The sequence below is a fragment of the Pseudomonas sp. JL2 genome (assembly GCF_031570495.1).
Classification (GTDB): domain Bacteria; phylum Pseudomonadota; class Gammaproteobacteria; order Pseudomonadales; family Pseudomonadaceae; genus Aquipseudomonas; species Aquipseudomonas rhizophila.
The window spans coordinates 107,982-121,516 of the sequence record NZ_JAKUDH010000001.1 but is presented as its reverse complement, the minus strand read 5'-3'; the positions used below and the strand labels follow the sequence as shown (position 1 = coordinate 121,516).

At 60.1% G+C, this 13,535-nt stretch carries 15 protein-coding genes; 6 read left to right on the top strand and 9 right to left on the bottom strand.

Features of this window, described 5'->3' with window-relative positions; genetic code table 11:
• The first annotated feature begins 79 nt into the window (after positions 1 to 79).
• A complete protein-coding gene (locus MKS85_RS00665) occupies positions 80 to 1,369 on the top strand; it encodes a hypothetical protein (RefSeq protein WP_310662545.1) in 1,290 nt (429 codons plus the stop codon).
• Positions 1,370 to 1,382: 13 nt separating this feature from the next.
• Here the strand turns inward: MKS85_RS00665 and MKS85_RS00660 are convergent, their stop codons facing one another.
• From MKS85_RS00660 to gnd, 3 genes are read right to left on the bottom strand one after another with little or no spacing between them, the layout of a single operon-like run.
• Positions 1,383 to 2,204: an HAD family hydrolase gene (locus tag MKS85_RS00660; protein WP_274090401.1), complete on the bottom strand. Its 822-nt coding sequence runs from the start codon at positions 2,202 to 2,204 to the stop codon at positions 1,383 to 1,385.
• Positions 2,197 to 3,720 carry a glucose-6-phosphate dehydrogenase gene (gene zwf / locus MKS85_RS00655; protein WP_047226546.1) on the bottom strand — a complete coding sequence of 508 codons (1,524 nt, stop codon included), beginning with the start codon at positions 3,718 to 3,720 and terminating at the stop codon, positions 2,197 to 2,199. Before zwf ends, MKS85_RS00660 begins: the two co-directional genes overlap by 8 nt.
• Positions 3,717 to 4,721: a phosphogluconate dehydrogenase (NAD(+)-dependent, decarboxylating) gene (gene gnd, locus MKS85_RS00650; RefSeq protein WP_256244141.1), complete on the bottom strand. Its 1,005-nt coding sequence runs from the start codon at positions 4,719 to 4,721 to the stop codon at positions 3,717 to 3,719. Before gnd ends, zwf begins: the two co-directional genes overlap by 4 nt.
• A 250-nt stretch (positions 4,722 to 4,971) precedes the next feature.
• On the opposite strand from gnd, the gene MKS85_RS00645 reads away from it, so the two are divergent.
• Positions 4,972 to 5,145, top strand: coding sequence for a DUF6026 family protein (locus MKS85_RS00645; protein ID WP_171061379.1), 174 nt, complete (start codon positions 4,972 to 4,974; stop codon positions 5,143 to 5,145).
• A 348-nt stretch (positions 5,146 to 5,493) separates the two neighbouring features.
• Positions 5,494 to 7,233, top strand: coding sequence for a phosphoethanolamine transferase CptA (locus MKS85_RS00640; RefSeq protein ID WP_310662544.1), 1,740 nt, complete (start codon positions 5,494 to 5,496; stop codon positions 7,231 to 7,233).
• 34 nt (positions 7,234 to 7,267) lie between these two features.
• On the opposite strand, the gene MKS85_RS00635 is transcribed toward MKS85_RS00640, so the two are convergent.
• The 4 genes from MKS85_RS00635 to MKS85_RS00620 all read right to left on the bottom strand — a co-directional run bounded on the left by MKS85_RS00635 (position 7,268) and on the right by MKS85_RS00620 (position 10,202).
• On the bottom strand, positions 7,268 to 7,762 hold the full coding sequence (locus MKS85_RS00635) for a GNAT family N-acetyltransferase (protein ID WP_310662543.1): 495 nt from the start codon (positions 7,760 to 7,762) through the stop codon (positions 7,268 to 7,270).
• 57 nt (positions 7,763 to 7,819) lie between these two features.
• Positions 7,820 to 8,941 carry a cell division protein ZapE gene (gene zapE, locus MKS85_RS00630; protein WP_310662542.1) on the bottom strand — a complete coding sequence of 374 codons (1,122 nt, stop codon included), beginning with the start codon at positions 8,939 to 8,941 and terminating at the stop codon, positions 7,820 to 7,822.
• 151 nt (positions 8,942 to 9,092) lie between these two features.
• A complete protein-coding gene (locus MKS85_RS00625) occupies positions 9,093 to 9,434 on the bottom strand; it encodes a nuclear transport factor 2 family protein (RefSeq protein ID WP_047226551.1) in 342 nt (113 codons plus the stop codon).
• Positions 9,435 to 9,485: 51 nt separating this feature from the next.
• Positions 9,486 to 10,202 carry a YafY family protein gene (locus MKS85_RS00620; RefSeq protein ID WP_188251687.1) on the bottom strand — a complete coding sequence of 239 codons (717 nt, stop codon included), beginning with the start codon at positions 10,200 to 10,202 and terminating at the stop codon, positions 9,486 to 9,488.
• A 192-nt stretch (positions 10,203 to 10,394) separates the two neighbouring features.
• Here MKS85_RS00620 and MKS85_RS00615 point away from each other — a divergent pair, with 192 nt between their 5' ends.
• Positions 10,395 to 10,865: an LEA type 2 family protein gene (locus MKS85_RS00615; protein WP_047226553.1), complete on the top strand. Its 471-nt coding sequence runs from the start codon at positions 10,395 to 10,397 to the stop codon at positions 10,863 to 10,865.
• A 1-nt stretch (position 10,866) separates the two neighbouring features.
• Here the strand turns inward: MKS85_RS00615 and MKS85_RS00610 are convergent, their stop codons facing one another.
• Positions 10,867 to 11,790: a carbon-nitrogen hydrolase family protein gene (locus MKS85_RS00610; RefSeq protein ID WP_310662541.1), complete on the bottom strand. Its 924-nt coding sequence runs from the start codon at positions 11,788 to 11,790 to the stop codon at positions 10,867 to 10,869.
• A gap of 94 nt (positions 11,791 to 11,884) precedes the next feature.
• On the opposite strand from MKS85_RS00610, the gene MKS85_RS00605 reads away from it, so the two are divergent.
• On the top strand, positions 11,885 to 12,784 hold the full coding sequence (locus tag MKS85_RS00605; protein WP_310662540.1) for a LysR substrate-binding domain-containing protein: 900 nt from the start codon (positions 11,885 to 11,887) through the stop codon (positions 12,782 to 12,784).
• 3 nt (positions 12,785 to 12,787) lie between these two features.
• Here the strand turns inward: MKS85_RS00605 and MKS85_RS00600 are convergent, their stop codons facing one another.
• Positions 12,788 to 13,042 (bottom strand): hypothetical protein, encoded by a 255-nt coding sequence (locus tag MKS85_RS00600; protein ID WP_076384979.1) that lies wholly within the window; start codon positions 13,040 to 13,042, stop codon positions 12,788 to 12,790.
• Positions 13,043 to 13,202: 160 nt separating this feature from the next.
• Here MKS85_RS00600 and MKS85_RS00595 point away from each other — a divergent pair, with 160 nt between their 5' ends.
• Positions 13,203 to 13,520, top strand: coding sequence for a YqjD family protein (locus MKS85_RS00595; RefSeq protein ID WP_047226556.1), 318 nt, complete (start codon positions 13,203 to 13,205; stop codon positions 13,518 to 13,520).
• Positions 13,521 to 13,535: the final 15 nt, after the last annotated feature.

The following is a 13,535-nucleotide window of genomic DNA, read 5'->3' as shown; positions in this document are numbered from 1 at the left end:
TGTCACATTCAGGGATTGAATGTTGCCCTCATGCAGTCGTCGCCCCTCCGGGCTTATCGACACGCAAGGAGAGGCATGCATGCTCGATCAATCCGCGTTTGCAATGCCGACGGCCGCGACCTGTGCCGGCCATCTCGACCCAGGCTTTGCCGATAACGGTAAAGCCTGGTTGCATTTCACCGGTAGCCTCGGGAGCCTGACCACGGGCCTGACGGTCGATCATGCCGGAAGGATCCTGGTGGCAGCCCGGATCGAAACGACCGAAGGCAGCCGGTTCGGGCTTGCACGGCTCAACCACGACGGTTCGGCTGACGCGAACTTCGGACACCATGGCTATGTGATCGGCTCTTTTGAGCGCGGCTTCGAAGCCACGGCAGGCAAGGTGATGGAATTACCCGACGGCCGTATCCTGCTGTCCGGTCTGCACTACGAAAACAGCGACCGCACCCTGCCCGCCATCGCGCTGTTCGATCAGCAGGGCCGCGCCGTTCAAAGCTTCGGCAGCGCCGGGCGGCAGGTCATACGGCTGTGCGGCAACCTCTCCCAAGGTCTGCGCGACACCTGGCTCCCACCCGGCGTACCGGGTCTTGAAGCCTGTGACATGCGGGTGCAGACCGATGGCCGGATCCTCATCCTCGCCAACCATCATTACCAATTATCTGACCATGTCGGCATCCTGATCCGGCTCCTGCCGGACGGCGCATTGGACACTTCGTTCAACAACCGCGGCTTTGTGATGGTCCGGCATCTGTTGAAAAACACTTGGCTGGGTTGTATGGCGCTTCAGGCCGACGGCAGCATCGTGGTCGGCGGAGTGATTGACGTGCCCCAACAAGGTTTGATGGCCCGCTATGATCCCAGCGGCACACTGGATGACAGCTTTGGCGAGAACGGTTTCCTGTCCATCACGACTCAGCAGCACAGCGTGATGGTCAGCCAGATCGTCCAACTTCCAGACGGTGATCTGCAAGCACTGGGCAGCAGCCGTGACCCGATGCATTGCCTGTCGCTAAGAGTGGGCAGCGACGGCAAACCGGACCCTCGTTGCAATCAAGGACAGTGTCAGCTCCTGACATTTGGCAACAGCGCCAGTCAGTGGACGGCGGCCCAGCTTCAAGCGGACGCAAAGCTAGTGACCGCTGGGGCCACCATCGGCGGTATCGAAACGGACTTCGTTCTGGCCCGGCACTTGCCGGACGCCAGCCTCGACCCGGATTTCGGTGAGGGCAGCGGTTGGGTCCGCACTCGGCTGGGCTACAGCCTCGACACCGCCACATCCCTGGCGCTGCAGGCAGACGGAAAGATCCTGGTGGGCGGCTACTCTCTGCATGGCACGTATCGGGCGGTGGTGGTGCGGTACCGGCCCTGAGGATTTGCGTGGTTCATCGAGCCAGAATGAATCGCTCGATTGCCAGCGCCGCGCCATCTTCAGTGTTGGCTGCGGTGATGACATCGGCCTGACGCTGAATCGCCGCCTCCGCCTGCCCCATGGCAATCGACAACCCCGCACGGTGAAACATCGCCGGATCGTTGCCACCGTCGCCCATGGCGGCAGTCTGTTCCAACGGCACCCCCAAGAACGCTGCCAGGGTCGCCAGCGCTTCACCCTTGTTTGCCCGCATCGCCGTCACATCCAGATAGATCGGTTGCGAACGCGAGACCTGAGCCTGGCCCTTGAGCAGCGGATGCAAGCGCGCCTCCAGCTCAACCAGTAGCTGCGTATTGGCGCTGGTGGCGACGATCTTGTCGATACGTTCCAGGTAAGGCTCGAAACTCTCAACTTGCACCGGCGGATAGCCAAGCCCACGCGTCTCCACCGGCACCATCGGACCGTTGGCGTCGCGCACCAGCCAGTCACCGTCGGCAAACACCCAGACCTCGATATCAGGCTGGTCGGCGTACAAGGCCAGCGTCGCCAAAGCCGCCTCAGGTGGCAGGTAGTGCACGGCGAGGAAACTGCCGTCCGGGTGGACCAGCGTACCGCCATTGAACGCGGCGGTAGGCAGGTCCACGCCCAAGGCTTCGATCTGCTGCAACATCGCCCGGGGCGGCCGCCCGGTGGCGAGGCTGAACATCACGCCCGCCTCGCGCAGCGAGCGAACGGCCTCGATGGTGCGCTGGTTGAGACTGTGGTCGGGCAGCAGCAGCGTGCCGTCCATGTCACTGAGTAAAAAGCGGATGGGGTGTTTCACCTGATCACTCATCGAGCGCATGCCAAACGCGGCCATCGCGTGTCAGCAGGTCATCTGCGGCCGACGGACCATCTTCACCGGCCTTGTAGAACTGGACCGTCGCGTCCTGTTGCCAGGCATCGAGGAACGGCTGGACCACACGCCAGCCGTTTTCAATGTTGTCGGCACGCTGGAACAAGGTCTGATCGCCGGTCAGGCAGTCGTAGATCAAGGTTTCGTAGCCCGTGGACGGTTGCATTTCGAAGAAGTCCTTGTAGGCAAATCCCAGTTCAATATTCGCCATGTCGAGGGTCGGCCCCGGCCGCTTGGCCAGCAGGTCGAACCACATGCCTTCATTGGGCTGGATCTGGATTCTCAAGTACGTAGGTTGCAGTTCATCGACTTCGGTATCGCGAAACTGCGCGTAAGGCGCCGGTTTGAAGCAGATGACAATTTCCGTGTCCCGCACACTCATGCGTTTGCCTGTGCGCAGGTAAAACGGCACCCCGACCCAACGCCAGTTATCGATCATCACCTTGAGGGCGACGTAGGTTTCGGTATTGCTGTCGGGCGCGACATTGGCTTCCTCGCGGTAACCATTGACCGGTCTGTCGTCGACGTGGCCTGCGGTGTACTGGCCACGCACCGAGTTGGCGCGGGCCTGCTCCACCGACCAGGGGCGAATGGCCCCGACCACCTTGGCCTTCTCACCACGCACCGCATCGGCGCCAAAGGCGGCCGGCGGTTCCATGGCCACCATCGCCAGCAACTGGAACAAGTGGTTGGGCACCATGTCCCGCAGGGCGCCGGTGTGTTCATAGAAACTGCCACGGGTTTCCACGCCAACGGTTTCTGCGGCGGTGATTTGTACGTGGTCGATGTAGTGATTGTTCCAGAAGGCCTCGAACAGGCTGTTGGAAAAACGGCTGACCAGAATGTTCTGCACCGTTTCCTTGCCCAGATAATGGTCGATCCGGTAGATCTGTTTTTCGCTCATGACTTTGAGCAGGCAGGCATTGAGCGCTTCGGCGGTTTGCAGGTCGGAACCGAACGGTTTCTCGATCACCACACGCCGGAAGGCATCATCCTGCTCTTGAAGCAGCCCGGCCGCGCCGAGGCGGCGGACCACTTCACTGAAAAAGCGCGGCGCGGTCGCCAGATAGAAAACCGCGTTGCCGGTGCCACTGGCGGCGATCTTCGCCGCCAGTGCTTCGTAGGTGCTGTCATCGAGGAAGTCACCCTGAACGTAACTGATGCCCCGAGCCAGACTGGCCCACAGCACCGGGTCGAGCGCCCGGTCGGCATCGCCGCCCTTGCTCGCCGCCTGGTGACGGATGAAATCCTCGAGTTTCCGGGCGAAGTCCACATCACTGATAGCATTATGGTCAACGCCAATGATCTGCAGGCCATCCCCCAGCAGCCCGTCGCGACTGAGGTGGTACAGCGCCGGCATCAGCAGACGCTTGACCAGATCGCCATGGGCGCCGAACAGAAACAGCGTGGTCGGCGGCGCGGGTTCTGCCTTGGATTTCCTGCCGATCGAGGTCATTTTTTCGGCGTCTCCACGTGACCACCGAAGCCAAAGCGCATGGCCGAGAGCATCTTGTCACCGTAGGTGCTCTGCTGGCGCGAGCGGAAACGGGCGAACAATGAACTGGAGAGCACCGGCACCGGCACCGCTTGCTCAATGGCCGCTTCGATGGTCCAGCGCCCTTCACCACTGTCGGCAACCTCACCGGAGAAGCCGTCCAACTTCGGATCGCTGGCCAAGGCGTCGGCGGTCAAATCCAGCAGCCAGGACGACACCACACTGCCGCGACGCCAGACTTCGGCGATATCGGCCACGTTCAAGTCAAATCGCTGCTCAGGTGGCAGGCTTTCGCTGGATTTGGTCTTGAGGATGTCAAAGCCCTCGGCGAAGGCCTGCATCATTCCGTATTCAATGCCGTTGTGGATCATCTTCACGAAATGCCCCGAACCGGCCGGGCCCGCGTGGATGTAGCCGCGTTCAGCGCGATCATCGTCGGACTTGCGGTCGCGGGTGCGCGGGATATCGCCCATCCCTGGTGCCAGGCTGTCAAACAAGGGGTCCAGGCGCTTCACCACTTCGGCGTCCCCCCCAATCATCATGCAATAACCGCGTTCCAGGCCCCAAACGCCGCCGGAAGTGCCGACGTCGATATAATTCAGGCCCTTGACCGACAACGCCTGCGCGCGACGGATGTCATCCTTGTAGTACGTGTTACCGCCATCAATGATGACGTCGCCCGGCTCCAGCAACTCGCTGAGAACGTTAATCGTGTCTTCGGTGGGTGCGCCGGCAGGCAACATGACCCAGACAGCCCGTGGTTTTTCAAGACCGGCCACCAGTTGCGGCAGATCCGCGACGCCCGTTGCGCCCTCCTGGCTCAGGTTTTCAACAAAGGCGGCATTGCGATCGTAGACGACGGTGGTATGCCCATTGAGCATCAGGCGCCGCGCAATATTGCCGCCCATGCGGCCCAGTCCAATGATCCCGAGTTGCATGTGCTGATGCTCCCTACTACAAATAAAGGTGTGTCAAAGGTTTAGCTCAATCGACGAGTGGAGGTTAGTCCAGAGCATTGCTGCATAGTTTCCGGGTAATTCGAGCGATCACAAGGGATAACGCTCCAGATCCGGCCAAAGACACAGCGACCATGAAAAATAAAAAAGTTCCAATCACAAGCAAAAGAAATCAGAATCGGCGCCGATAGTAGAGGTGTCGACCAAATACTGGCGACATCTCTATAGTTGATGTACGCCATTTGCGAGGTGAGCAATGGACTCCGTAGTTACCGCACGTCCTCCCCAAACCCTTTACGTGACCATTCGTCGCGACGAATTACGCCTGCTCAAAGAAGAGCGTGATCTGCTGCTTGATGAGGTGACGCAATTGCGCATGCAGTTGCAACACTCCCAGCTGTCCCATCAGAGCCAGGCCCTGGCTCGGTAACCCCCGAGCAGAGGCGCGGCGCCGGAAGTGGCACTGGACAAACCGGTGTCATTTCCATGCATACCCATCCGTGCCAAGGGCATGTGTCCCTGCCGCAGCGCGTAGCGGTCCCGCCCCTGAGTGCGCGGGTTTCAGTGCGTGAGGTGGCAACGCGACCACCGAAATAAATTTCCTCGCCACAAGAAACGCCTTCGCCACAGCCCCCGACATTCGTCTTGTAACCAAATATCTCACAAATTTTTCACACCTCCATCGCGATACTCCCGGCCTTTTAGGATAGTTCGGCGCATGCCTATGGGCATCCAATGGGTGCCAGCGGCTTCGTCGACAGGAAGGCTGGAGCGCTTGATGAGTTTGTTCAAACGCAGCACAACGACTGCGAAAAGTTTCGACTGGGCCGGGTTTGGCTGGTTATTTCTGTTTTTCTGGTATTTCTCGGGCATTACCCAACTGCTCATACTGGTGACCGACACCTCTGGGTTCACCGGGTTTCGCCAGGCATTCGTGATGAGCGCGCTGTGGCTTGCGCCCATGCTGCTCTTTCCTGCCCGGACCCGTTTACTTGCTGCGCTGATCGGCGTGGTCCTGTGGGCTTGCTCCATGGCCAGCCTGGGCTATTTCTTCATCTATCAGCAGGAGTTTTCCCAGAGCGTCATCTTCATCATGTTCGAATCGAACGTGTCCGAAGCCGGCGAGTACATGACGCAGTATTTTGCCTGGTGGATGCTGGCGGCCTTCCTGGCCCATACCGCCTTCGGATATTGGCTCTGGACACGTCTGCGCCCGGTGTACCTGCCCCGCGGCCAAGCCATGGTCGCGGCGACTGCGATTGTGGTGGCGGTGGTCGGCTATCCGCTAGTCAAGCACACCCTGCGTGCCGGCACGCTTGCCGGTGGCCTGGAGAAATTCGAAAGTCGCATCGAGCCGGCCGTGCCGTGGCAGATGCTGGTTGCTTACCGGCGCTATGGCGAACAACTGGAAAACATGCAGGGCATGCTTCACAGCGCCAGCAAGATCGCCCCCCTGGGCCACCTGAAGGACGCCATGGCCGACCAGCCCGCTACTCTGGTGCTGGTCATCGGCGAGTCCACCAACCGCCAGCGCATGAGCCTGTACGGTTACCCAAGGAAAACCACCCCGGAACTGGACAAGCTCAAGGACCAGCTCTCGGTTTTCGACAATGTCATCACCCCGCGCCCCTACACCATCGAAGCGCTGCAGCAGGTGCTGACGTTCGCCGATGAACAGAACCCAGACCTTTACCTGAGCACACCGTCCCTGGTGAGCATGATGAAGCAGGCCGGTTACAAGACCTTCTGGATCACTAACCAGCAGACCATGACCAAGCGCAACACCATGCTCACGACCTTCTCTCAACAGGCCGATGCGCAGGTATACCTGAACAACAACCGCAACCAGAACGCGGCGCAATACGACGGCGATGTGATCGCCCCGTTCAACCAGGCCCTGGCAGACAGCGCTGCGCGCAAACTGATCGTGGTGCACCTGCTCGGCACCCACATGAGCTATCAGTACCGGTATCCGCCCACCTTCAAGAAGTTTACCGACCGCCAGGGCGTACCGGCGGGGGTGCGTGACGACCAGGTCCCGACCTACAACAGTTACGACAACGCGGTGCTGTACAACGACTTCGTAGTGTCCAGCCTGATCAAGGACTACGCCAAAACCGACCCCAACGGCTTTTTGCTGTACCTGTCGGACCATGGTGAAGACGTGTTCGATTCGCCGGGCCATAGCACGCTTGGCCGCAACGAAGGCAAGCCGACCGCGCCGATGTACACCATTCCGTTCATCGCCTGGGCCTCGCCCAAGTGGCGTGAAACTCATGACTGGAACTTCAGCGGTGACCTGTCACGCCCCTACAGCAGCGCTCACTTGATCCACACCTGGGCAGACCTGGCCGGTTTGAGTTTTGATGAGCTGGACCGCAGCAAAAGCCTGGTGAGCGATGACTTCAAGGCCCGCCCGCTGTTGATCGGCAACCCTTATGAACACCAGCGCAAGGCCTTGATCGACTTCAGCCTGATGCAGCCCAAGGCGCCTGCGGTGCGGGTCGTGCAAAAATAACCACCGCCCTCGCCCGCTACCACAGGGGCGGCCTCTACAGGGGCTTTGTCCAGAACAGCATACGGCCATGGGCCGGGTCGAACATGCCTGGGGCAAAGCCAAACCTGGTATAGCTGGCCTGGGCGATGGCATTGCCTTCAAGCACTTCCAGGGTGATTTTGCAGCAACCACGCTGGCGGGCGATATCCTCGACCTTCTGCAGCATCTTCTGGCTCACCCCCAACCCGCGGAACGGCTTCATCACCACAACATCGTGGACATTGACCAGAGGTCTGCAGGCGAAGGTCGAAAAACCTTCGAAGCAATTGACCAGGCCCGCTGGTTCGCCGTTGACGAAAGCCAGTACGCTGAAAGCATGGGGGCGCTTGGCCAGTTCCTCGGGTAGATGCAGCAGCACTTCCGGCGGCAGCGACTGGCCACCGCCCATTGGATCTTCGGCATAGCCGTTGAGCACATAACAGATTGCTTCGGCGTGGACTGCATTGGTATAGCTGGCTTGCAATACAAGAATGTCCCTGGTTTCTTCCACGGCGTTCCATCTCACTTCGGTAGTACCGGCGGCTCCGGTGCCGTCGGCGGGATACGGTCAGGCGGACTGACCAAAACGCTGCATTTGCATTTCCTGCAGGCGACTGAGCGTACGACGAAACGGGAATTGCAGATAGCCCTCGGTGTACAACCGGTCCATCGGCACCTGTGCTGAAAGGTACAACGGCACCTTGCGGTCGTAGCATTCATCGACCAGGGCGATGAAACGCCGCACACCGTCATCATGGATGGACAACTGCGGCAACTCACGATCACCAGCCTCTACCCTTTCAACCCCGTCTTCGGTTCCACGGGCAATGCGTCCCTCGCGCTGCTCGGCGCTCAGACTCGGTACGTCGCTGATCAGGATGGCCTTGAAACGGTCGCACAGTGCCATGAAATCCATGGCTGAGAACGGCTGTTCGCACATATCCGCGTAACGACTCCAGAGCACCGTATCGCTGGCCCGCACGGGCTGAAGCAGACGATGGCCAACTTCAATCGGCAAACTGTTGGACGCCTGTCCTGCGGTCAACTGGGCAAAAACAGCCTCCAACGGATCGGGTTGTCCGTCGTCGCGTAGCCAGTAGCGCTGCTGCAATGCTCCCGGATGCTGGCGATGATCTTGCCATCCGTTCACCGGCACAACCTGCATGTGCTGCTTGATCGCCGTGATGGTGGGCAGGAATCGCTCGCGGTTGTGGCCGTTGGCATAAAGCTCCTCGGGCGGCAGGTTGGAGGTGCTGACCACCACCATGCCCCGCTCGAACATGACCTGAAACAGACGACTCAGAATGATGGCATCGCCAATGTCGGTGACGAACAACTCGTCGAAACACAACACCCTGACCTCTTGGCTCAGTTCTGCAGCCAATGCCTGCAAAGGGTCCGGCGTGCCCGTAAGCTGGAACGAGCGCTGATGCACCCAGGCCATGAAATGATGGAAATGCTGACGACGGGCCGGCACCCTCAGGCTTTCGTAGAAACGGTCCATCAGCCAGGTCTTGCCGCGGCCGACCGGTCCCCAGAGATAAACCCCCTGGATCGACTTGCGCCCCTCGTGCAGTGCCTGGTGGCACTCTTGCAGAGCCATGATGGCCAGTTCCTGGGCTTCATCCTGGACAAAGCCATGGTGTTCGATGGCATGCTGCCAGGCGCTCAAGGGGGAGTCGAAAGTCATACGGCCCTGATCCGGAAAACGAGGTCGGGGAGTATGCCATGTCGGTGGCTTTGAGTGAGTGATCTCACCTGCCTGTGAATTCAAGCAAAACCCTGGGGCGAGGGCGATTTACCCCCTCGCCACAGGTGTTGACGAACCAACGTGCAAACATCTAGATCGAGATATCCAGCCGACTGATCTTCCCCTGCTCGTCGAGCCGGAAGGTGTAGCGCAACTCCAGCGGGCTGCCGGGGAAAGTTCCGGAGATCAGATTATGCACCAGCACCTTACCGGTGCGTTGCTGCACATTGAGCACCTCGACCCGAGGCTGTAAACGCCGGGCGGTGTCTTCCATCCATTGAGCGATGGCCTGGGTGCCGGCGCGGTGCTGGCCTTCATCGAACACATTGGCATCCTCGGCGAAAAAACGCGTCACCGCCGAACTGTCACGGGCATTGGCGGCCGCAATGTAGCCGGCGATGGCCGGGGCCAGGGAAGAGACGGGATTGGACATGGTAGGGCTCCTTGTTTTATCGATCTGACACCATGCTAGAACAGCCTTGTGTCAGTTTTTGTCAGGAGTGAAACGCCCCGTTTCGTCCAGTTCCATCAGCTTGAACCAGGCGCGCAACAAGTCGCTGCGCCGGCCAGGATAGCGCTCGCCCTGCTCGGTGGCAGAAGCAATCCGATCAGTGCGAAAGGTCCGATAGGCGCCGCGTAACTCACACCAGGCAACCACTACCCGCGCCTCATTGAAAAAACCCAGGGCCAACGGCCAGATCAGGCGCTGGCTGGGGGTTTTGTTCACGTCGGCGTAGTCGATATGCAGCTTTGCTTGAGCCCGAATGGCCTGGCGGTACACATTCAGCTCCACCGTATTCTGTGGGTAGCCATAGCCAGGAGGCCCGGGCAACACCGTGGGATTGCGCAGGGCATCCCGGACGTCAGGCGCCAGCACTGCGGCCACCTTGGCCAAAGCGTCGGCGGCGGCCTTGCCCAGCACCTCGTCGCCACGCTGATCAACGTAGCGCAGCCCCAGCACAATGGCTTCGATTTCATCAGCCGTGAACATCAATGGCGGCAGGAACAGGCCGCTGCGCAACACATAGCCAATGCCCGCCTCGCCCTGGATCGGCGCCCCCAGGGCCGAGAGTTCGGCGATATCGCGGTAGAGCGTGCGCTCGGACACTTTCAACTCGGCCGCCAATGTCGCAGCGGTAACCGGGCAGCGCTTGCCTCGCAAGACTTGCAATAATGTGAGCAGTCGAGTGGTACGCGACACGATGGACGATCCGGAAAAAACGATTGACGCAGATTAGCAGAGCCTGGTGTCAGAAACTGTCAGGAGCCATGAGCCCTGTCTGGATTGAACTGGACGGGAAACCGCGTGATGTGCGGTGGTTTGAGAGAAATGTGGGTTATCGTGCTCAACAGCTCGCCCGTTTGCCCTACCTATTATCGTGAGAGTTTATCCATGCGCAGAGCCCTCGGTGTGTCCCTTTTCCTGATGTTGCTCAGTCTGAGCGCCTGCGCCCTCTTCCCGCACCGCGATCCGCTGAACATCACCGTGGTGGGCATCGAACCGTTGCCCAGCCAGGAGCTGGAGATGCGCTTTGCCGTGAAACTGCGATTGCAGAACCCTAACGAAACCGCCATCGATTACAACGGTGTCGCGCTCGACCTCGAGGTTAATGGCCGGACACTGGCATCGGGGGTCAGCGATCAGACCGGATCCATCCCACGGTTCTCCGAGGCGGTACTGAGCGTGCCAGTGAGCATCTCGGCTTTCTCCGTGCTGCGCCAGACGCTGGGCCTGAGCCAGACCCAAAGCCTGGACAACCTGCCTTATGTACTCAAAGGCAAACTGGCCGGTGGACTGTTCGGCACCCTGCGCTTCGTGGATCGCGGCACCCTGGACTTGCCGGGTACCGCGGCCACTTGGTAAATCAACGAGTGAAACGCACGCCGGGTTTGGCCCGCTCGTCCACCACCAGTTCGAACACATCTGGCCTGGCGTAATGGCCGACCACGTCATAGTCGTAGCGCGCTGGTACCAGTTCATCGGTATCGATTTCGGCGGTCAACAACCCGCTTGTGCCTTTAAGCGGACCGGCCAGGACGTCCCCCATGGGGCCGACAATTACACTGCCGCCGGCAATCAAGGGACGCTCGGCGGGCCAGTTCGCCACTTCAATGCCCAGCGCCTGAGGCGAGGCCTGAACCTGACAGGCGCTGATCACGAAACAACGACCTTCGTGGGCGATATGACGCATGGTCACCTGCCACATCTCCCGCTCATCCACCGTCGGCGCACACCAGACCTGCACCCCTTTGGCGTACATCGCGGTGCGCAACAGCGGCATCATGTTCTCCCAACACACCGCCGCGCCTACGCGACCGACCTGGCTGTCGATCACCGGTAAAGTCGAGCCGTCGCCCTTACCCCAAATCAGACGCTCGGTGCCAGTGGGCATCAGCTTGCGATGCTTGGCCACCAGGCCGGCATCGGGCTCGAAATACAGGGCGGTGCAGTACAAGGTACTGCCGTCACGCTCAATGACACCCACTACCAGACTTGCCCCCGTGCGCGCCGAAAACCCGGCCAAGGCCTCGGTTTCACTGCCCGGCACGTCGATGGCGTTGGCAAAATAACGAGCAAAGGCCTCGCGCCCCTCGGGCAACCGGTACCCCAGCTGTGTACCGAAGCGTTCTCCCTTCGGATACCCACCCAGCAGCGCTTCGGGCATCACCACCAAGCGTGCTCCGGCCTGGCGTACGGCATCTTCATAGGAAAGGATCTGCGCCAGGGTGTCAGCTTTGCCTCCGGGCAACGAGCCAATCTGCAGGGCAGCCACAATGGATTTGGGCATGGTTTTCAACTCCTCGATCATCTGGGGTTGCTGATTTTCAGATGCCAGACGATCATGAATAAAGCCCCATACGCTGCTAAATGATATGAGTGTTATGAATATCGCGGATGTCGACCTTAATCTGCTCAAGACCTTCGAAGCCCTGCACGATGAATCCAGCGCCAGCCGCGCCGCGCTGCGCCTGGGCGTGACCCAGTCGGCCATCAGCGCGGCGCTGCGCAGGCTTCGAAACCTGTATGACGATCAATTGTTTGTGCGCACTGGCCGCGGCCTGGCGCCGACCTTACGGGCCAATCAGCTCAAACCGGTGATCAGCGACGCACTGAATAAATGTCGCCAGAGCCTGGCGATGGTTGACCCCGGCGCCAGTCATTACGAAGGTCGTTCGGTCATCGTCGGGCTGTCCGATGATTTCGAAATTGCCCATGGCCGGCGCTTGATTGAGGACGTGGCACGACGCGCGCCGGGGCTGCGATTGATTTTTCGCCAGACCCATAGCCAGATCGTCGGCCGGGCGCTGATGGAGCGCAGTTTCGATCTGGCGATCACGGCGGGAGGGTTTACCGAACGCTTGCTCAGCCGTCAGGTACTGGGCGAAGGCGACTACGCCTGTCTCGTCGACCCGGCCAGCCTGACGCAGGACCAACAGACGCTGACCCTGGAGGCGTTCGTGGCCCGCGAGCATCTGCTCGTGTCTTCCGGTGGGTTCATCGGCATCACCGACGAAGGGTTGGCCGGCCTTGGCCTGAGCCGGCGGGTGTGTGCCTCGACCACCCACTTTGCCGCCCTGCCGTTCCTGCTCAAGGGCAGCCAGGCCGTGGCGACCATTCCGCTGCATGCCGCCGCGGCGATCGCCTCCCTCAGTGGCCTGGCGTTGCTGCCCTGCCCGCTGGACCTGCCCCGCTACCCGATCGAACTGGGCTGGCGAACCCATACACAGATGGACCCGGCCGTGGTCAAGGTGCGTGAGGCTATCATCGCGACCTTTGCCTGAGGTTTATTTGTTGGCTGCCATCAGACGATTGACTTCACTGCGCACCATGTTGGCGTACTCAGGCGGCGACATGCCGTCCAGTTCGGCACGTACCCATTCGGACCACTTGCCCTTGCGCTTGGAACGCTCGCCGAACAACCGGGCCGCGTCACCCTTGGCCTTGCCCAGATTGTTTTGCCACAGTTCAAAAAGTCGGGACTTTTCGTCTTCCAGTGCCGCGCGCTCGGCCAGGGGCTTGTCAGCCAGATTGAAACTCATGGGAATTACCTGTTGCGTAAATATGCGCCATCTTACACCTTGAAGAGGCGCGTCTTAACCACGTTTTATGATCCACAGTGCTGCCGCTGCCAGACGCTGCAACTTTTGCTCAAGGGCAGCACTCCATTGTTCACTGCCATCATCAGCAAGGAGTACCTCAATGGCTCGCAAAAGCACGCTGCAAGGGAATGGAGAGCAAATCAAGGATCAAGCCTTCAGTGAACTGAAGGCTTTGATTGAGGAATCGGAAAAGCTGCTCAAAAGCAGCGCCTCACTGGTCGGCGAAGACGCTGAAAACCTGCGCGACCAGATCTCGCAGAAGCTGCAACAAGCCCTGGATTCGGTTGCCAGCGCACGGGAGCGGACCCGGCCGATGGTCGATGCCACCGAAGTCTATATCGGCGGACATCCATGGCAGACCGTGGCCATTTCCGCAGGCTTCGGCCTGGTGGTGGGGTTGTTGCTCGGACGCCGTTAAGCCCTTGGCAAAAAC

Coding starts and splice junctions, on each gene's coding strand:
- MKS85_RS00625 (WP_047226551.1), bottom strand. CDS start 9,434: ATGTCCAATCCCGTCTCTTCCCTGGCCCCGGCCATCGCCGGCTACATT.
- zwf (WP_047226546.1), bottom strand. CDS start 3,720: ATGACCTCGATCGGCAGGAAATCCAAGGCAGAACCCGCGCCGCCGACC.
- zapE (WP_310662542.1), bottom strand. CDS start 8,941: ATGACTTTCGACTCCCCCTTGAGCGCCTGGCAGCATGCCATCGAACAC.
- MKS85_RS00610 (WP_310662541.1), bottom strand. CDS start 11,790: ATGCCCAAATCCATTGTGGCTGCCCTGCAGATTGGCTCGTTGCCCGGA.
- MKS85_RS00615 (WP_047226553.1), top strand. CDS start 10,395: ATGCGCAGAGCCCTCGGTGTGTCCCTTTTCCTGATGTTGCTCAGTCTG.
- MKS85_RS00600 (WP_076384979.1), bottom strand. CDS start 13,042: ATGAGTTTCAATCTGGCTGACAAGCCCCTGGCCGAGCGCGCGGCACTG.
- MKS85_RS00595 (WP_047226556.1), top strand. CDS start 13,203: ATGGCTCGCAAAAGCACGCTGCAAGGGAATGGAGAGCAAATCAAGGAT.
- MKS85_RS00640 (WP_310662544.1), top strand. CDS start 5,494: ATGAGTTTGTTCAAACGCAGCACAACGACTGCGAAAAGTTTCGACTGG.
- MKS85_RS00605 (WP_310662540.1), top strand. CDS start 11,885: ATGAATATCGCGGATGTCGACCTTAATCTGCTCAAGACCTTCGAAGCC.
- MKS85_RS00645 (WP_171061379.1), top strand. CDS start 4,972: ATGGACTCCGTAGTTACCGCACGTCCTCCCCAAACCCTTTACGTGACC.
- MKS85_RS00660 (WP_274090401.1), bottom strand. CDS start 2,204: ATGAGTGATCAGGTGAAACACCCCATCCGCTTTTTACTCAGTGACATG.
- MKS85_RS00665 (WP_310662545.1), top strand. CDS start 80: ATGCTCGATCAATCCGCGTTTGCAATGCCGACGGCCGCGACCTGTGCC.